Genomic DNA, 18540 nt, shown 5'->3' on the forward strand with positions numbered 1-18540 from the left:
ATAAATGCATCAAAAAAGAGCTCGTTGGTTTTAACCAAGCAAGCTCTAATGAATCTTAACTAATGGGATGCGCCACCTTCAGTATCAACTGGTTCAGCTACTTGTGGGGCAGGTTCCTCACCATCGGTACCTGTCACATAACTGGCCTTCATTTGATTATGGTCAGTTACTGGATATGGTGGTTTAACAGTTGGATCCGTTGATGAAGGTAAGTTGTCACTACTGTAAGGCAAGTTCGTAATCATGGCGTGCTTGACGTCTTCGATGGTCTTGCATCCCGTTAATTGCATATCAATCTTTAATTCATCATTTAATTGATTGATAACTGATGCGACTCCCTTGGAACCACCCAAGGCTAAGCCATAGAGATATGGACGACCAATTCCCACTAAATCGGCCCCTAAAGCTAAAGCCTTAAAGACGTGGGACCCCCGCCGAACACCTGAATCAAAAATAATTGGTACCCGATGATCAACCACTTTTGCGATTTCTGGCAACATATCAATGGTAGCTGGGGCACCGTCGATTTCACGACCACCATGGTTAGAAATTACGATCCCATCTGCACCAGCATCGATTGCCATTTGGGCATCTTCAGCACACAAAATCCCCTTAACCAAAACTGGTAAACCAGACCGTTCTTTAATCTTCTTTAGATCATCCGGACCAATCTTTTGGGCCGAAGCTGCATACATCTGCGCGACACTTTGTCCTTCACCTTGCCCACCTTGATAACGAGTAAAGAAGTCCAATGGAACGGGATAAGTGAACTTAGTCCGTAAATTAGCTTCACGATAGCCAGAAACTAAGGCGTCCACCGTGAGCATGATTCCTTGATAACCGGCTGCTTTAACTGCATCAAAGACCATTTGGTTAAAGTCCCAATCCTTACTTAAGTACAGTTGGAATAAACGAGGCGCGTCACCAGCTGCTTCAGCGATATCTTCAACACTCCGGTTAGCATAGGTACTTGATGAGAACATTGCTCCTGCTTCTTTAGCCCCTAAAGCCGTCGCTACTTCCCCGTCCTTATGTGAAATCCCGTGACAAGCAATTGGCGAAATCATAATTGGCGTCTTTAATTTCTTACCCAAAAATTCTGTCTCCGTTTGTGGATCATCCATATCCGTTAATGAACGTGGGATAATTTGAAAATGGTTAAAAGCCGCAGTATTATTCCGCCAAGTCCACTCATTTTCTGAACCTGAAGCGATATAGTAATAAGCTGGTTCAGGCATTACTTCCTTCGCCCGTTCTTCAAGTTCATCAACATAAATCATCTTGAGGGACTTGTTTTGGTCGCTTTGGGGAAATCCTTTAAAGTAATATGTCATAGTTCAATACACTCTCCAATCTATTTCAAACGCTATGAAAGCGTTTTCTTACTAGTTCTAGATTAGCATGAATCAAACAGATTTTCAAATTCTCTTTTACATAAAAACCACCACTAAGCTAGTTTGGCTCAATGGTGGTTCAATAATCAATCTTTAATTTTCAAAAGCGGCTGTTAATGGTGGTACCACTTGCTTCTTCCGGGAAACAACTCCTGGTAAATCCATCCGGTTTTGGTCATTTAAACTCTTTTCAAAGGCGGCCTCAACCTTATCAGCATTAGCTCCCACAAAGAGTAATTCGGAATCGCTATCTAAAATGTTAGTAGCTACTAACAAGAAGGTGTCATAACCATTAGCATCCATCAAAGTCTTCATTGTTGCTTCTAGGTCAGCTTGACGAGAGAACACGTCAGCTAGGTCAACAGTGTTAACTTGACCAATCCGAACCTTAGATGAACCCAATTCAAAGGTCTTCGCATCCCCATCAACAATTTGTTCGTCTGATTTAGCAGCTAAATTAGTCCCGGCCTTCAACATTTGAATCCCATAGTCGTTAGCATCAACTTGGGCTAAGTTAGCCAAGTAAGTCAATGCTTCGCGATCATGATCGGTCGTTGTTGGTGACTTTAAGAGCAAGGTGTCAGAGATCAAACCAGATAACAACATTCCTGCTAAATTAGCTGGAATATTAATGTTCTTAGCTTGGAACATTTCTGTCAAAATAGTACTTACTGACCCATATGGGCGAACTGACATGAATAAAGGAGCAGAAGTATTAAAACCGTTAACCCGGTGGTGGTCAATCAAATGAGTTACCGTAACTTGATCAATATCACTAACACTTTGTTGGGGTTCATTATGGTCAACTAACATCACTTGGTCAGTTTCGTTAGCAGCCGTTTCAATCAACCGTAATGGTTCAAAGTCAAATTTATCTAAAGCAAATTTGGTTTCATCATTAGGTTCCCCTAAGGCTACAGCTTCCGCTTCGTAGCCTAATTGGTTTTGGTAATAGGCATAAGCCATCGCTGAAGCAATGGTATCAGTATCAGGATTTTGATGACCGAAAACTAATTCTTTACTCATAAATGAAATTCCTCCTGGAAAGCTTTAATTTAACATTCTTATCATATCACGATCAAGGTCGATTTGCCCACACAACTATAAGGTTAATTGTTCAACGGATTGATCATTTTCATGCTCATCATCGTTAGGTTGACTGATGATGATTTTTTTCCGAATCAAAACTGGAACCCCTTGAGTATCAGTATCGATTACAAAGGTACCATTTGATTTAGCTGTTCCTAAATGATGGTCAGCTACTAAAACATCTTGAAAGACTGGTCGTGAAGTAATGATTTCCAAGGCTCCTTGGTAATCAGCAGCATGACCGATAAAGTCCGCGATTTCATGTGGATTTTTCTTAAGTTTATACAAAATAAGGTTACCACGACGGGCCCGAGCACCGAGTTCCAAATCACTAGCCAACATCTCTTTAAAGGCCCCACGTTGCGTAATCAGGGCCAAATGATCACTTTCTTCGACTAAGGCCAAATCAACCAATTGATCATCATCTTTTAAATTAATGGCCCTTACTCCAGAAGTACGGAGACCAGTAACTGGAAGTTCATCAACGGCAAATCGTAACCCATAACCGGCTTTAGAAATCGCTACTAAGGACTGTTTAGGACCTAGTGGATCATAATAATGCACTGCTACGACTCTAGCATCACTGGATTTTAATTTGAAAGCTAAGGTTGGTCGAGATTTGTATCGAGAACCAGGTTTGAAGTCCGCAAAAGCTGATTGTTTGACCTGACCATCACTAGAAGCCATCAAGATTGAACCGGCTTGTTCGAGTTGATCAACAACCAGAGCCGCAATAATTTCTTCATCGTCGGCTAAACCAATTGTTTGTGAAATATGTTCACCGGTTTCTTTCCATTTGGCATCCATAACTTCATGGACGGGACGGTAAATCACATTCCCCTGATTAGTAAACATGAACAAGTGACTTAAGGTCGAGGTCTTCGTTACCAAAAGCGGATAATCATCTTCCCGTAAACCGTTATCACTAAAGTCAGAAGCATTAAAGGACCGCATACTACTCCGTTTAATGTAACCAGCATGCGAAACTAAAACCATGACCTCTTCATTAGCCACCGTAATCTTAGTATCTACAGTCAGCTTTTGCACCTCGCTTTCAATTTGCGTCTGGCGAGGACTATCAAATGATTTTTTGATTGCGCGTAATTCTTGCTTAATTACAAGGGCTAATTCATGATCATCAAGCAAGATTTGTTTGAATTTTGCAATCCGTTCGTTAAGATTAGCTAGCTCATTTTCAAGGGCGGTTACATCCGTATTGGTTAACCGATAAAGTTGTAAGGCAACAATTGCTTCGGCTTGTCGCTGCGTAAATTGATAAGCACTTACTAAGTTATCCTGGGCATCACGTCGATTCTTACTAGCCCGAATCGTCTTAATCACCTGATCAAGAATGGATAAAGCTTTGATCAGACCTTCCACAATATGAAGGCGAGCTTGGGCCTTATTCAGATCGAAACGGGTCCGCTTAGTAACAATTTCTTTTTGAAAATCAACGTAAGATGCTAAATAGTGTTTTAAGCCCACCCGCATTGGTCGTTGATCATCAATCGCTACCATGTTGAAATTATAGTTAATCTGCAGGTCGGTATTTTTAAGGAGATAATTTAATACTCCGGTAGCATTCGCTCCCCGTTTTAATTCAATCGCAATTCTTAAACCGTTACGATCAGTTTCATCACGAGCATCTGCAATCCCTTCAACTTTTTTATTGATTCGTAAATCGTTAATCCGCTTAACTAATTGGGCCTTGTTAACCTCATATGGAATTTCGGTAACGGTAATCTGTTGACGACCACCACGCAAATCTTCAATGGCCGTTTTGGCCCGAACAACCACGCGACCGCGGCCGGTTTCGTAGGCTTTTTTTATTTCTTTGACCCCTTGGATAATCCCGCCAGTCGGGAAATCAGGTCCGGGTACAAATTCCATTAATTTATCCAGACTAGCATTGGGGTGGTCAATCAAATAGATGCTAGCATCAATCATCTCGCCTAGATTGTGAGTCGGAATTTCGGTTGCATAACCTGCTGAAATCCCCGTTGCCCCATTAACAAACAGATTGGGAATCCGTGCCGGTAAAACCGTGGGTTCTTTCTCCGTATCGTCAAAGTTCCAGGTCATTTCAACCGTTTCTTTGTCAATGTCAGCTAACATCAACCCGCTAATTTGCGCCAGCCGGGCTTCAGTATACCGCATCGCAGCAGGTGGATCTCCGTCCATGGACCCATTATTACCATGCATTTCTATTAGGGGCGCGCGCAATTTCCAGTCTTGACTCATACGAACCAAGGCTTCATAGATGGAACTATCCCCATGGGGGTGGAAATTCCCCATGACATTCCCGACTGACTTGGCAGACTTTCGAAAACCTTTGTCGTAGGTATTGCCGTCTTTATTCATGGCAAACAAAATCCGACGCTGGACAGGCTTTAAGCCATCGCGGATGTCTGGCAAGGCCCGCTCTTGAATGATTGATTTTGAATACCGGCCGAAGCGATCACCCATAATCGCCTCTAAATTCATGACTTCAATTTTTGAATCAGGCATGGTCATCCTCCTTTCTTAATTTATCCTTGATCCCAAGTATTGATAGTTGGTTCAACTTCAGGTAGGGCTTGTCCTTTGGTATCAACTAATTGATCTGATTCTTCATCATCAGTCATCGTAAATTGGACATGATGATCAATCCAGTCCCGTCGTGGTTCTACCTTGTTACCCATAAGGGTGGTAATACGTTTCTCAGCTAATTCAGCATCCTCAATTCGGACTTGAATTAGAGTGCGGGTTTCTGGATTCATGGTCGTCTCCCACAGTTGGTCCGCGTTCATTTCACCCAGGCCTTTAAAACGTTGTAGACTGGCCCCTTTCCCAACGCGTTTCGAAACTTGGGTTAATTCTTCATTGGTCCAAGCATAGGTAATGGTTGTCTTAGCGCCCGAGCCTTTTTGTAATTTATACAATGGTGGTAAGGCTATATAGACTTTCCCAGCTTCGATCATAGGTCGCATATACTTATAAAAGAAGGTCAATAGCAGAATTTGAATATGCGCCCCATCATCATCAGCATCTGTCATAATGATGATTTTGTCGTAGTTTGAATCTTCTACATTAAATTCCGAACCTACACCAGCGCCAACGGTATAAATGATGGTATTGAGTTCTTCATTTTTAAGGACATCATCAAGTTTAGCTTTTTCAGTATTTAAGACCTTTCCCCGTAATGGCAAAATCGCCTGGAATTTTCGATCTCGACCTTGCTTGGCCGATCCACCGGCAGAATCCCCTTCGACTAGGAATAATTCATTCTTGGCCGCATTCTTCGATTGAGCAGGGGTCAATTTCCCAGATAAATTCCGTTCCTGTCGGCTCTTTCGTTTACCAGAACGTGTTAAATCCCGGGCCTTGCGAGCCGCTTCTCGGGCTTGCCGGGCTTTAATGGCTTTGCGAATTAACATTTGAGCAAAGTCACCATTTTCCATCAAAGCATAGCCTAATTGTTCGCTCACAATGCTATCCACAATTTTGCGGGCTTCAGGAGTCCCCAATTTTTCTTTCGTTTGCCCTTCAAACTGCAAGACATTTTCAGGCACACGCACGGAAACGACTGCCGTTAAACCTTCTCGCACGTCGCTTCCTTCTAAATTCTTGTCCTTGTCTTTTAGCAGGTCCATCTTACGCGCATAATCATTAAAGGTTTTCGTCCAGGCCGCACGAAAACCAGCTTCATGAGTCCCCCCGTCTGGAGTTCGCACATTATTAACGAATGATAAGACATTTTCAGAATAGCCGTCATTATATTGAGCGGCGACTTCAACTTCAATGCCATCCTGACTTCCACTAAAAGATAATACTTTTCCTAGCGTATCTTTATCTTCATTCAGGTATTCTACGAAATCTTCAATCCCGTTTTCATAGTAAAAGACATCCCTTTGTTCTTGACCAGCGCGTTGATCAGTTAAAGTAATGGTTACGCCTTTTAAGAGAAAGGCAGATTCACGAAGACGCCGGGCTAAGGTATTGTAATCATAAACGGTCGTGCTGAAAATCGCGGGATCGGGTTTGAAATTAACGGTGGTCCCACTATCATCTTTAGTTTTGCCTAACTTTTTAAGCGTTCCCACCGTATGACCACCATCGGCGAATTCTTCTTGATAACGGACATGGTCACGAACAATGGTTAAAGTTAAATGGGTCGACAAGGCATTGACAACTGAGGCACCGACCCCGTGTAATCCCCCAGAAGTTTTATAGCCACCTTGGCCAAATTTTCCTCCCGCATGCAAAACGGTCATAATGACTTCTGGCGTGGGTTTCCCACTAGCATGCATTCCGACTGGCATCCCTCGCCCATGATCTTGAACGGTGATCGAATTATCATTTTCAATAGTGACTTCAATATGATTTCCGAAACCTGAAAGTGCTTCATCAACGGCATTATCCACGATTTCCCATACCAAGTGGTGTAAGCCGTGGGTATCAGTTGAACCGATATACATTCCTGGCCGTTTCCGGACCGCTTCTAAGCCTTCCAGAATTTTAATTGAGGATGCATCATATTCAGTAGTTTTATTAGCCAAACTATTGCCCCCTAATTTAAACGAATTCCCTATTTCTAGGGTCACAATCTTTAGGATACCCAAATTCCGCCTATTTTGCAAACACTTGTATGGCAAGAAGATAGTATCCTAGTGCGATTCGTGATAAACTGAAAAGGTTATTGAAAGGAAGGATCGATACAATGTTGTCTCAGCTGGTTTTAACTTTAGTCATGATCTTAATCGCTTATCTCTTAGGCTCTATTCCCTCTGGTTTATGGATTGGTCTTTATTTTTACCATAAAGATCTGCGGCGTTATGGGAGTGGAAACATTGGTACCACGAATACCTTCCGTATCTTAGGTAATAAAGCCGGCACTATTGTTTTTATCATGGATGTTTTAAAAGGATCATTGGCCACTTGTTTACCTTATTTATTTCATAGTCCGATTAATCCTTTATTTATTGGCTTTTTTGCAGCAGTCGGTCACGTCTTTTCAATCTTTGACCACTTTAAGGGTGGAAAGGCGGTTGCGACGAGTTCTGGGGTCTTATTAGCTTATAACCCTTTATTATTTTTGGTTGGGGTCGTCATTTTTGCGATAACTTTGCTCTTGACTAGTATGGTCAGCGTAGGTAGCTTAGTGGTAGTCCTTTCGATTACAATTATTGCCCTAATTCAACATGACTGGATATTATCTTTACTAGGAATTGTTATTACGATTGGGGTCTATTATTTACACCGGTCCAACATTCAACGAATTATCCATGGTCAAGAATCGATGGTCTCCTTTGGCTTAGGTCAATATCTTAGAAAAAAACATACCAAAAATTAAGAGGGTGGGAAGAAACGTTGATTAGCATTTCTTCCCACCCTTATTGCTTTTTTGGTTATTTTTTATTTATGACTTGAAATTAGTATCATGACTAGCTTTCCAACGCTTAATATATTCAAGTCGTTGTTTAATTTTTCCTTCATTCCCCTGTTCGGTTGGTTGGTAATAAATATGATCATTAATTGATGCAGGTCGCGTTGGCATGGTCGTTAACTTGTCCGCATAGTGATGGGCCAATTGATAACCCTTCCCATATCCCATTTCACGCATTAACTTAGTGGTACCATTGCGGAGTTGCATCGGCACTGGCTCGTTGATAGTTTGTTTAATATCTTTTTTTACGGCAACCCGCGCTTGATAGTTTGCGTTTGATTTTGGTGAAAGCGCCAAATAAATCACACACTGAGTTAAATGAACATCACATTCGGGCAAACCTAAAAATTGACAAGCTTGAAAAGTATTAATCGCTAAATTGAGGGCATTATTGTCGGCTAAACCAATGTCTTCACTAGCAAATCGAACTAAGCGCCGGGCGATGTATAAGGGATCTTCACCACCATCTAGCATCCGACTCAACCAATAAATGGCCGAGTCAACATCACTATTCCGCATAGATTTATGAAGTGCAGAAATAATATTGTAGTGCTCTTCTCCATCTTTATCATAATATTGGGTTTTATGATCCGTTAACTCCGCTAATAAATTTTGGTCGACTGTCACTTGGTGATCATGCATATCACTATTGATCACTAACATTTCCAGAGTATTAAGGGCAGATCGGGCATCACCATTGGAGTAGATAGCGATCTCATGTAAAAGTCCATCCGTAATTGATACTTTGATCTCCCCAAAAGCCTGGGGGGCACTTAAAACCTGGTGTAAAAGCTTCATCAAATCCTGATCTGACAGGGGCTTTAACATGAAAACTCGCGTCCGCGATAAGAGTGCAGAATTAATTTCAAAGGATGGATTTTCAGTCGTAGCACCAATGAGAATAATGCTACCCTTTTCAACGTAAGGTAAAAAGGCATCTTGTTGCGCCTTATTGAAACGATGAATTTCATCAATAAAGACAATGGTTCTGATGCCCACTTGACGATCATTCTCCGCCGCTTGCATGATTTTACGGATCTCTTTAATCCCATTCATCACGGCACTGAAGGTTACAAAGTGGGATTTAGTTTGGCGAGCGATAATTTCAGCTAAGGTGGTTTTGCCGACTCCGGGCGGTCCCCAGAAAATCATGCTGGATAACTGATCTTTTTCAATCATTTCTCGTAAGAATTTTCCGGGACCCACGAGATGCTCTTGACCGACAAAATGGTCTAAGTCCCTTGGGCGAACACGACTGGCTAATGGGGCGTTTTCGTCCATTGCTTGGTCGAATAGAGAAGTTTGATCCATCCTGGTCATCTCCTTTCAAGCTTATAAAACGCTCCATCGGTTGGCCTGCAAAGTCACGTTAACTCGAATGGATCAACGATCATTTCCAGGTCAATCCCATGGAGCGCCTAAACTATTTCGCGATTAAAATGGTTTAATTGAGAAGGAATACGTATCAGAGTCCTGTGGTATTAGACGATGCATGGCATCTTTATCTTCCAAGCGCCCATCAGCATCAACAGCATCGGCTACTCCCCACCAAGGTTCGATACAAATAAAATTACCCAACTGCGGATAAGCAGACCAAACCCCAACAAAGGGAGTGTCAATCACTGATACTTTAACCCCATGCTGAGTTTTCGTGTCAGTTAAGTTAACAGCAAAGGGTTCCCTATGCGTTTCAAAAATAATGGCATCTTCATCAAATAAGTCATGATTAGCCATGATGGGTTGGTGCATATCCATTTTAAAGGGGTGTTGACGATCATTATAGGGACCAACTAACTTAAAGCGATCTAATTCTTCGGCCGGTTCGGTAGAAATCTCAACATCTTCAAAGTGACTAGAGTCGCTTAACGGCGTCCTAAAGCCCGGATGGGCACCAAGTGCATAGATCAAAGTTTGATCCTGACTAGGATTGACCACTAGGTAATTCACTAATAATTGATCATCAATTAGTCGATATGAAATATTAAGTTCAAAGGCAAATGGATAGACTTGACGGGTCTTTTCGTTATCCTTTAATTGAAAAGTCACCGCATGGTCACTTTGTTTAGTGACCGCAAAAACCATATCACGAGCAAAGCCGTGTTGACTTTGATGGTAGGTTTGCCCTTGATATGTGTATTGATCGTCCTTTAATTTGCCAACAAAAGGAAAAAGGACTGGTGCCTGTCTTTCCCAAGAATCAGGTGAACCTTGCCATAAATATTCAGTTTGATCGGGAAGGCGTTTGATACTATGTAATTGGGCCCCAAGTTCGCTAATTGATACGCTTAAACGATTGTTTTCAATTGTGATCATCTAACTTGTTCTCTCTCTTTACCATTACCGTCTAAAGTAGCGTTGGTAATCCTCTTTCAAATGCTGAACAGTTATTGGTAAATGCCTCATCGTTGTGATAGAACTGCGATCGCCAAATTGATTCTGTAGTTCCGATAATGATGGGTGATTTTTACTAATAGTTTGTCGAGCCGTTTCTCTTAATTGACTCATTGTTAACGGATGATCCCAAACCGCTTCGATTTGTCGAATTAGATAATAAAGGCCATCGATACTTAACCGTTCACCAAATTGATTTGTGATAATTATATCATATTTTGATAAACGTTTATCATCAACCAGCATTTCAACTAAATCTTTTGAAATGGGGACAATCCGTTCGTTTTGGTTTGACTTAATTCGTAAGGTACGACTATTAACATCAAAATCATCCCATTTTAAATTTAGTAACTCTTGTGGTTTTAAACCTACTTCCATTAGCAAACGAATGATGATCATTTCTCGCCAGCTAAATTGATCGCTAACTAATCTTACCAAGGACACTTGCTGATCTTTACTTAATGCAATCACCTGGTTAGAAGTTTTAGGTTGCGCTAACTGAATCTCCATCAATGGTGACTTGCTAACTAAGCCTTGTTTAATCAAGTATTTATAGAATTGCCGTAAACTAGAAAGGTGCCGCTGCATGGTTGCGGCACCTCGCTTTTGCTTCGTTAGGTGGTTAAAGTAGGCTTGGATATCAACCGTATCAAGATTGGTTACTTGCTTGGATCCAATAAAATGAACGAATTTTTGTAAATCCAGTCGATAGTTTTTTAAGGTTGATGGGCTCTTACTAGTCGCGAGTGAATTTAAAAATTGCGCTAATAACTGTTGATTCGTTGCCATTGGTCTCACCGCCTATTTTTGCACTTCTTCTTGGTAATCACCATTCGGACAAACCACTTGTTTGCCGCCCTTGACCTTCTTTTCGACCAAGAAGTGACCGTCTTTAGGACACTTACGATCAATTGGTCGGTCCCATGATACGAAATCACAATCTGGGTAACGCGAACAACCGTAAAAGGTCCGGTTCCGTTTCGACTTACGTTCCACAACGGTTCCTTGACCACATTTGGGACAAGTAATCCCCGTATCCTTCACGATTGCTTTGGTATTGCGACAGTTCGGGAAACGAGAGCAAGCATAAAACTTACCATATCGCCCCATTTTAATAACCATAGGAGCACCACAGATGTCACAATCCTGTCCAGCTAATTCATCGCGCATCTCAATTTTAGCGACTTGATCTTCAGCTTGAGCAACTTCTTTAGCAAATGGTTGGTAAAAGTCATCAATTACTTTGACCCAATTCTCTTTACCTGCTTCCACCGCATCTAAATTTTGTTCAACATCAGCCGTAAACTTTACATTGACAATTTCGGGGAACTGTTCCGAAATAATCGTATCGACGATTTCGCCTAATTCAGTCGGTTCAAAATGCCGAGATACTAGACGGACATAGTAGCGGCGTTGAATTGTATCTAAAGTTGGCGCATAAGTTGATGGGCGTCCGACCCCATTTTCTTCTAAGGCTTTAACCAAGGCCGCTTCCGTATAGCGGGCCGGTGGTTGCGTAAAGTGTTGGGCCGGATCGTCTTTCACCATTGTTACCTGGTCCCCCACCGCAAGATCTGGTAACAAATTGTCCTTTTCATCCCCCCGTTTATAAACCTTGGTAAAACCAGGGAACTTAACCTTTGAGCCATTAGCCCGGAAATTAACTTGACCTTGCGTAATAGTTACCGTCATGGTGTCGGTCACTTGCGCTGTCATTTGACTAGCGACGAAGCGACACCAGATTAAGTTATATAATTTATATTGGTCATTAGTTAAATACTGCTTAATTGAAGCCGGTGTTCGCAAAACTGAGGTTGGTCGGATGGCTTCGTGGGCATCTTGTGCCCCTTCCGGTAATTTTCCTTTTCGAGGTTTGGTGGCCGCATATTCAGCCCCATATTGGTCATGAATAAATTCGGCCGCTTGATGTTTAGCTAATTCCGAAATCCGCGTGGAATCCGTCCGCATGTAGGTGATTAACCCCACTGCCGCACCTTGACCAATATTGATCCCTTCATACAACTGTTGGGCTGCCATCATCGTTTTCCGTGTCCGGAAATTTAACCGACGGTTGGCGTCTTGTTGTAAGGTAGAAGTCGTATAAGGAGGTTGCGGAGCGCGCCGCCGTTCTTTACGTTCCACATTTTCAATTAAAAATGGCGCCTTCCGATCTAATTGACCCAAGACCTGTTGGACCGCCTCATTATTAGGTAATTTGGTTTTCTGACCATCAATGCCATAAAAACTGGCCGCAAATTTTTCACGACCTTTTTTGAATTCAGCATCCAAAGTCCAATATTCTTCGGGTTTGAAATTATTAATTTCATTCTCGCGTTTAATAATCAGGTTTAAGGCCACTGATTGGACACGCCCCGCACTCAATCCTTTTTTGACCTTTTTCCAAAGGATGGGACTAATTGAATACCCAACCAACCGATCAAGAACCCGACGTGCTTGTTGAGCATCAACCAAGTTCATATTAATTTGTCGCGGTTCATTAAATGATTCTTTAACAGCGTCCTTGGTAATTTCATTAAAGGTCACGCGATTTAAATTTTCATTGGAATCTTTCAAGAGAGTGGCAATATGCCAAGCAATTGCCTCCCCCTCCCGGTCGGGATCGGATGCTAAATAAACGGCTTTAGCATTTTTGGCATCCTTTTTTAATTCCTTGATGACACTACCTTTTCCCCGAATTGAAATATATTCAGGTTGATAATCATTTTCAATATCAACCCCCATCCGACTCTTTGGCAGATCACGTACATGACCAACACTGGCCACGACCTTGTAAGTACGTCCCAAGTATTTTTCAATCGTTTTCGCCTTTGAAGGTGATTCTACAATCACTAATTTCTTTTGCGGAGCCTTCCGAGTGGTTTTCTTTTTTGTTGATTTCTTCGTTGTTGTTTTAGTAGCCAATTTGAGGCACTCCTCTATAAATTTATGCATACTATTATTAACAAGTTCATTTCAATCTGTCAAATCAAATCGTAATATTAATAGTAGAAACAGCTATGTAAACTCTTCCAGAATATCAAGCGCCCTAAGGATTGGTTTGGCTCCTTCGGCAATTAATTCATTACAGCCGGTCGATAATTCATGATTAATTGCTCCAGGAACTGCTAGGACATTGCGATTTTCCTGTAAGGCTAAATTAGCCGTAATTAAACTTCCGCTTCGTTGCCGCCCCTCCACGACTAAACAACTCTGACAAAGGCCAGCGATGATCCGATTCCGAGCTGGGAAGTGGCTCGCCAATGGCGGCGTACCTAATGGATACTCCGTTAATACTAATTGCGATTGCATCATCTGTCGCATTAACTGTCGATGTTCCCGTGGGTAGAACCGATCTAACCCGGTTCCAATGACGGCAATCGTCTTTCCGGCATGATCAATTGCAATATGATGGCTATAACCATCAACGCCCCGAGCTAACCCGCTAACAATCGTAATTCCCGCATAAATAACTGGGGGTAGTAATTGATCCATCACCATTTGCCCGTATGAGGACATTTGACGTGCTCCCACCACTGCTAACATCTGCGTAGTTAATAGTTCCCGATTACCGCGATAATACAAGACCGTCGGCGCCCCATAACTTTCCTTTAGGGCTGCCGGATAAGCTTCATCAGTAATGAGTATGTGTGGTACCGCTTGATTGAGTCGCACTCGCCGATCTAGTTCTGGTGAGGACCATTGATTTAAAATAGCTTGTCCTTGTTGGAGTGATATACTAGCAGCCTTCAACAAAGTAGCTAATGCAGCCTCTGGGCTAGCAATTTTAGCCCGAATTATTTTAAGTTGATTAACTGCCCCCAGATGTTCACACAGACTAAGTCGAAAAATAAAATCATTTAATTTCATAAATAACCTCCATACTATCAAGTACGCAGGTTTTAAAACTCCAGATTGTCTTTATAAATATTTCGGCACGGGATTAAAAGTCCGCCGATGAATCGGACTAGCACCTAATTTAGCTAGACCCGCCAAATGTTTGGCTGTCCCATAACCCATATTATCCTTAAAGTCATAGCCTGGATATAGTCGATCATAGGTGGCCATTAAGTGATCCCGATATTCCTTAGCGACAATACTAGCTGCAGCCACAGAAATACTTTTTTGATCACCTTTAATCAAGGTCGTCTGACCAATTGATGTGTCTAGTGGAACGGCATCGACAATTAAATGGCTTGGTTGATGGTGTAAGGAATTAACACAATGCAACATGGCATCTTGAGTCGCCGCATAAATGTTCATTTGATCAATGACGGTCGCTGAATTAACTGCTAATCGGACTTCAACTGCTTGATCAACTATCTGTAAGTAGAGCTGCTCGCGTTCATGTGGGGTTAACTGTTTAGAATCCGTTACTCCAATCAGGTTAAAGTCTTCATTTAAAATGACAGCACAGGTAACGACTGGCCCGGCAAGTGGACCACGACCAACTTCATCAATCCCAGCTACCCATTGATGCCCGTGTGACCATAATTCACGTTCATATTTAAAGCGGGCCTGAAAAGCTACTTTTGCCTGGGCTTGCTTTTCTAGCCGTTTTTTTAATTGATTAAGAGCCGATTGGACTCCTTTACGCTGATCATTACAAAGGGCTAAAACAAATGGATCTTCTAAATTTGAAATAGTTTGTAGACGCTTCTTAATATCACTTACCGTTAATTGACGATCATTCATTTAACCCCTCCGCATTGAGGTCAGCTGGTCTTTCAAGCGTAAAGGAACCTAATTTGCCCTTGCGCATATCGAAAATGATCCGTTCGCTTGCTCGCTCATAATCATCGCGCATTCCCAGTTTTTGGGTGATCGTTAATAATAATTCGGGAGTTGGCACGGCCTCATCGACTTCTACATCCGTTAACCGATAGCGGGTTTTTAATTCAACTAGCCGCTGTTGACGTAAATAATCTAAAGCAAAAATTGCGACATCATCTTTGGGATAGAGGCTATCTTTAATAGCTCCTGAAAGGGCCAACATCGTCCCCTGTTTGGTCGTCGCGAATTTTGGCCAAAGAACTCCGGGAGTATCTAACAACTCTAATTCAGCTGATGAGCGTAGCCATTGCTGTCCGGTCGTTACCCCTGGTCGGTTGGCGGTTGCGGCCACATTTTTGTGTACCAAATGATTGAGCAATGTCGATTTCCCGACATTTGGTACCCCCACACACATCGCTTTAATCGCCCGTTTTTGCATGCCCTTGGCAGCTTCATTAGCCATTTTATCAGCTAACACTTTTTTAGCCGCATTGGTCACTTTTTTAGCAACTTGTTGCTCCCGCGAATCCAATGCCAAAACTGGTTGACCCTGGTTTTTAAAAAAGGCTAACCATTCTTTGGTGACTTCTGGATCAGCTAAATCGGTTTTAGTCATGATCAATAGACGTGGTTTATCACCAGCTGCTAAATCAACTTCAGGGTTTTGACTCGAATATGGCACTCGAGCGTCGACTAATTCAAAAACTAAATCCACTAAGGGCATTTGTTCCCGAATCTGGCGTAAGGCTTTTGCCATGTGACCGGGGAACCATTGAATTACTGCCATCTATCTTTCCTCCTAATTCATTTTCGCTAGATATAACTGCCAAGCATCATCAAAAATCGTCATCGAATACAAATAAGTCGCGTTTTCTTCTAAATACTTAGAGATTTCGTCAAAGTCTTGCGATTGTTTAGGAAAGGCCCAATCAAAAAAGGCATCATTAGCAAACTGCTCGATTTCATTAGGTTGATTAGGATTTCGCTGGGTCATTAAAAATTGATAAAAAGATTCCCGGTACATAAAGTCCTCCTATTTTTTAGGGATGGTCAGACCAATTCTAAATTGTCCCTGATCCATGTTAATTTCATTCACGTGATAATTGATGGCTTTCTTTTGACTATATTTGTTTAGATCCAGCAAGATCGTTCGCTTTTTTTGGTTTAAACTGACCCAATCTGGCAATGTATAATTTTTCTTAATATATCTCATGATGTATGACATTGGCAATTTTAACTGACCAACCGAAAGGCTTTTCGCATGTAAAATGACGTTTCCTTGACTAGTTTTTTCGGGTACAAAATTAAGGGCAAATTTTACTTGAACACCCATAAATTTAGTCACCCCAATAACAGATGCATATTTTTTACCGACAATAAATTGATACTTTATCGTTTTATCTTTTAAAAATTGGTTGAGATAATTTGAGGATAAAGTATTTACTTGATTACGGCTCAGCACCAGTTCTAATGAGGAGTCACTAGACTTAGGGGCTTTAGTCTCAACCACATTGGTTAAAGGCGCTGTTCCCTGATAGATAACCGTACCAATTACGGCAATATTAATGGTTAACAAACCAATAAACAACCATTTCCAAAGAGAAGGTTTAATCTTTTTCATTACTTTTATTCCTTTACAATTCGATATTCAAATTGATTATGTTGCTTCATCACCTTTAACAAGGCCTGCGCCATTTTCGTATAACCACGGTAATTAGGATGGTAATTATCTGACGGTGAAATATAGTTGTTTAAATTAGACGAAGTATTCATTACCTGAATGAGATCACTTTGTTTGGTAGAAGATTGATTAGCCTGTTCCGTTTGCGATACTAAGGAGGATCGCGAACTGGCACTGGTATATTGACCATAAGACATTAACTTTTGAATGTTTACAAAATAAGTCTGTTGGTACTTTTGAACGGTTGCCTGGGTGTAATGATTCCAAATGGTAACAGAATTCTCCATAGTGGTGACATTTGGGAAATAGACATAGTAAGGATTATAGATACTAATCACAAATATTGGAGCCGTCTTATTTTCTTGGCGAATGGCGCGCATTAATTGTCGTAATTTCTTTCGATAACTAATGCCGGCTTTTTGAACCGCAGTTTCAACTTGGTTAGCGGATTTTCCAGGCGCTTTAGCGTACAGGACTTGGGATAAGTCATTTCCGCCCACGGTCATCACAATTACGTCCGCCGATTTTAAATTGTGCTGAATGACTGATTGATGCTGCAAGCGTTGCAAGATTTGATCCGATCGATCCCCACTCTTCCCATAATTATAAGTGATGACTTGGTTATGGTACTGGTTAGCCAGTAACTGCTTGATGATGCCTACATAGCCACCTTGTTGCTTTTGATCACCAACTCCTTGGGTTAAGGAATCACCAATCGCGACTAATTTAACCTTAGATTTCAAAACTTTCTTAGGACTATTATGGCTAGCTTCCTGTTGCCAATAGTGGTAGCCCCCTCCTCCAATCAGAAGGAGAGCAATAATTATCAAAAATAACCAAATTCTTTTTTTCATTTTTCAATCCAATAAGAAACCTCCAAAGTCCAAGTGACAACTCTGGAGGCCTAATCATTAATTATTTAGTATAGTAGATTAAACAGTTAGCCCCGAATCCTGTATTGGTAGCAATCACTGGAACCGTAGTCCTAACTAGCACTGGAATGTCAGGAAAAGCTTCGTTTAATTGGGCTTTTAACCATTCCATTTCCTTGCCGGCAGCCACGTGAGAAATCCCAATCGCCACAATTTCGGGACCTTTAACCATATCCGCCACGATTTGCGACCATAATTTGTGCATTCCTTTATTCCCACGCACCTTTGCCGGAATCTCAATTTCCCCATTGCCTACCTTAAGCATTGGCTTAATATTTAGAACGCCGGATAAAGTTCCCGCAAATTTACTTACTCGTCCACCAGCAACCAAATTTTTAACATTATCAATTGCTAAATACAGGGTCGTCTTTTTTTCCGTTTCCCGCGCCTTAGCGACTGCTTCTTCCATAGTTGCTCCGGCTTTAATGGCTTTTGCCGCTTCGATTAATTGATAAGCTAAGGCTCGATCAGTAGTCAAAGAGTCAATCACAGTGACGTCTGTCTCGGTCATCGTTGCCGCTTGTTCGGCGGCATGAACTGTTCCACTTAAACTGGCCATCATATCAATACATAAAACTTGGCTGCCATCCGCGCCTAGCCGATCAAAGACTTCCACAAATTTCCCCAGTGGTGGTTGCGAAGTTTTCGGAAGATTAGCTGATTCTGCCATTTTGGCAACGAATTCATCATTAGTAATATCTTCACGTTCGACGTATACTTGATCGTCAATCATCACGCTCAAAGGAACAATCGTAATGTCGTATTCTTTAATTTCCTCATCAGTTAAGCCCGCAGAAGAATCCGTTACTAATTTAATGTTTGCCATAGTCTGATTTCACTCTTTCAATCGATTTGATA

General features: G+C 41.6%; 16 protein-coding genes. 1 reads left to right on the top strand and 15 read right to left on the bottom strand.

Going from position 1 to position 18540, the window contains the following annotated elements; all coding sequences use genetic code 11:
- Positions 1-59: 59 nt before the first annotated feature.
- The 4 genes from FC60_RS03580 to parE form a co-directional block, all read right to left on the bottom strand.
- On the bottom strand, positions 60-1334 hold the full coding sequence (locus FC60_RS03580) for a lactate oxidase (protein WP_082601342.1): 1275 nt from the start codon (positions 1332-1334) through the stop codon (positions 60-62).
- Positions 1335-1487: 153 nt separating this feature from the next.
- Entirely contained in the window at positions 1488-2420 is a 933-nt protein-coding gene (locus tag FC60_RS03585; protein ID WP_056937111.1) for a manganese-dependent inorganic pyrophosphatase, read from the bottom strand.
- Between the two features lie 75 nt (positions 2421-2495).
- Positions 2496-4991 (bottom strand): DNA topoisomerase IV subunit A, encoded by a 2496-nt coding sequence (gene parC / locus FC60_RS03590; RefSeq protein ID WP_056937112.1) that lies wholly within the window; start codon positions 4989-4991, stop codon positions 2496-2498.
- A gap of 20 nt (positions 4992-5011) precedes the next feature.
- Positions 5012-7021, bottom strand: a complete 2010-nt coding sequence (gene parE, locus FC60_RS03595; protein WP_056937113.1) for a DNA topoisomerase IV subunit B — start codon at positions 7019-7021, stop codon at positions 5012-5014.
- Positions 7022-7182: 161 nt separating this feature from the next.
- Here parE and plsY point away from each other — a divergent pair, with 161 nt between their 5' ends.
- Entirely contained in the window at positions 7183-7815 is a 633-nt protein-coding gene (gene plsY, locus FC60_RS03600; RefSeq protein WP_056937114.1) for a glycerol-3-phosphate 1-O-acyltransferase PlsY, read from the top strand.
- Between the two features lie 66 nt (positions 7816-7881).
- Here the strand turns inward: plsY and FC60_RS03605 are convergent, their stop codons facing one another.
- From FC60_RS03605 to FC60_RS03655, 11 genes are all read right to left on the bottom strand, one after another.
- A complete protein-coding gene (locus FC60_RS03605; RefSeq protein WP_056937115.1) occupies positions 7882-9219 on the bottom strand; it encodes a replication-associated recombination protein A in 1338 nt (445 codons plus the stop codon).
- Between the two features lie 123 nt (positions 9220-9342).
- A complete protein-coding gene (locus FC60_RS03610) occupies positions 9343-10221 on the bottom strand; it encodes an aldose 1-epimerase family protein (RefSeq protein ID WP_056937116.1) in 879 nt (292 codons plus the stop codon).
- A gap of 24 nt (positions 10222-10245) precedes the next feature.
- Complete coding sequence (locus tag FC60_RS03615; RefSeq protein ID WP_056937117.1) at positions 10246-11088, bottom strand: tyrosine-type recombinase/integrase; 843 nt, start codon at positions 11086-11088, stop codon at positions 10246-10248.
- 12 nt (positions 11089-11100) lie between these two features.
- A complete protein-coding gene (gene topA, locus FC60_RS03620) occupies positions 11101-13221 on the bottom strand; it encodes a type I DNA topoisomerase (RefSeq protein WP_191978590.1) in 2121 nt (706 codons plus the stop codon).
- A 93-nt stretch (positions 13222-13314) separates the two neighbouring features.
- The gene (dprA, locus tag FC60_RS03625; protein ID WP_056937119.1) at positions 13315-14166 is read right to left on the bottom strand and encodes a DNA-processing protein DprA; all 852 of its coding nucleotides are present in this window, start codon (positions 14164-14166) and stop codon (positions 13315-13317) included.
- Between the two features lie 51 nt (positions 14167-14217).
- A complete protein-coding gene (locus FC60_RS03630) occupies positions 14218-14991 on the bottom strand; it encodes a ribonuclease HII (protein ID WP_056937120.1) in 774 nt (257 codons plus the stop codon).
- On the bottom strand, positions 14984-15856 hold the full coding sequence (gene ylqF, locus FC60_RS03635; protein ID WP_056937121.1) for a ribosome biogenesis GTPase YlqF: 873 nt from the start codon (positions 15854-15856) through the stop codon (positions 14984-14986). Before ylqF ends, FC60_RS03630 begins: the two co-directional genes overlap by 8 nt.
- A 12-nt stretch (positions 15857-15868) precedes the next feature.
- Positions 15869-16093 (bottom strand): YozE family protein, encoded by a 225-nt coding sequence (locus tag FC60_RS03640; protein WP_056937122.1) that lies wholly within the window; start codon positions 16091-16093, stop codon positions 15869-15871.
- Positions 16094-16102: 9 nt separating this feature from the next.
- Entirely contained in the window at positions 16103-16690 is a 588-nt protein-coding gene (locus tag FC60_RS03645; RefSeq protein WP_056937123.1) for a YpmS family protein, read from the bottom strand.
- 5 nt (positions 16691-16695) lie between these two features.
- Positions 16696-17604 (bottom strand): SGNH/GDSL hydrolase family protein, encoded by a 909-nt coding sequence (locus tag FC60_RS03650; protein WP_056937124.1) that lies wholly within the window; start codon positions 17602-17604, stop codon positions 16696-16698.
- Positions 17605-17665: 61 nt separating this feature from the next.
- Positions 17666-18508 carry a DegV family protein gene (locus FC60_RS03655; RefSeq protein WP_056937125.1) on the bottom strand — a complete coding sequence of 281 codons (843 nt, stop codon included), beginning with the start codon at positions 18506-18508 and terminating at the stop codon, positions 17666-17668.
- Positions 18509-18540 lie beyond the last annotated feature (32 nt).

Origin of the sequence: Limosilactobacillus gastricus DSM 16045 (assembly GCF_001434365.1) — a bacterium.
GTDB lineage: Bacteria > Bacillota > Bacilli > Lactobacillales > Lactobacillaceae > Limosilactobacillus > Limosilactobacillus gastricus.

Coding starts and splice junctions, on each gene's coding strand:
- FC60_RS03580 (WP_082601342.1), bottom strand. CDS start 1,334: ATGACATATTACTTTAAAGGATTTCCCCAAAGCGACCAAAACAAGTCC.
- FC60_RS03585 (WP_056937111.1), bottom strand. CDS start 2,420: ATGAGTAAAGAATTAGTTTTCGGTCATCAAAATCCTGATACTGATACC.
- parC (WP_056937112.1), bottom strand. CDS start 4,991: ATGCCTGATTCAAAAATTGAAGTCATGAATTTAGAGGCGATTATGGGT.
- plsY (WP_056937114.1), top strand. CDS start 7,183: ATGTTGTCTCAGCTGGTTTTAACTTTAGTCATGATCTTAATCGCTTAT.
- FC60_RS03605 (WP_056937115.1), bottom strand. CDS start 9,219: ATGGATCAAACTTCTCTATTCGACCAAGCAATGGACGAAAACGCCCCA.
- FC60_RS03610 (WP_056937116.1), bottom strand. CDS start 10,221: ATGATCACAATTGAAAACAATCGTTTAAGCGTATCAATTAGCGAACTT.
- FC60_RS03615 (WP_056937117.1), bottom strand. CDS start 11,088: ATGGCAACGAATCAACAGTTATTAGCGCAATTTTTAAATTCACTCGCG.
- dprA (WP_056937119.1), bottom strand. CDS start 14,166: ATGAAATTAAATGATTTTATTTTTCGACTTAGTCTGTGTGAACATCTG.
- FC60_RS03630 (WP_056937120.1), bottom strand. CDS start 14,991: ATGAATGATCGTCAATTAACGGTAAGTGATATTAAGAAGCGTCTACAA.
- ylqF (WP_056937121.1), bottom strand. CDS start 15,856: ATGGCAGTAATTCAATGGTTCCCCGGTCACATGGCAAAAGCCTTACGC.
- FC60_RS03640 (WP_056937122.1), bottom strand. CDS start 16,093: ATGTACCGGGAATCTTTTTATCAATTTTTAATGACCCAGCGAAATCCT.
- FC60_RS03645 (WP_056937123.1), bottom strand. CDS start 16,690: ATGAAAAAGATTAAACCTTCTCTTTGGAAATGGTTGTTTATTGGTTTG.
- FC60_RS03650 (WP_056937124.1), bottom strand. CDS start 17,604: ATGAAAAAAAGAATTTGGTTATTTTTGATAATTATTGCTCTCCTTCTG.
- FC60_RS03655 (WP_056937125.1), bottom strand. CDS start 18,508: ATGGCAAACATTAAATTAGTAACGGATTCTTCTGCGGGCTTAACTGAT.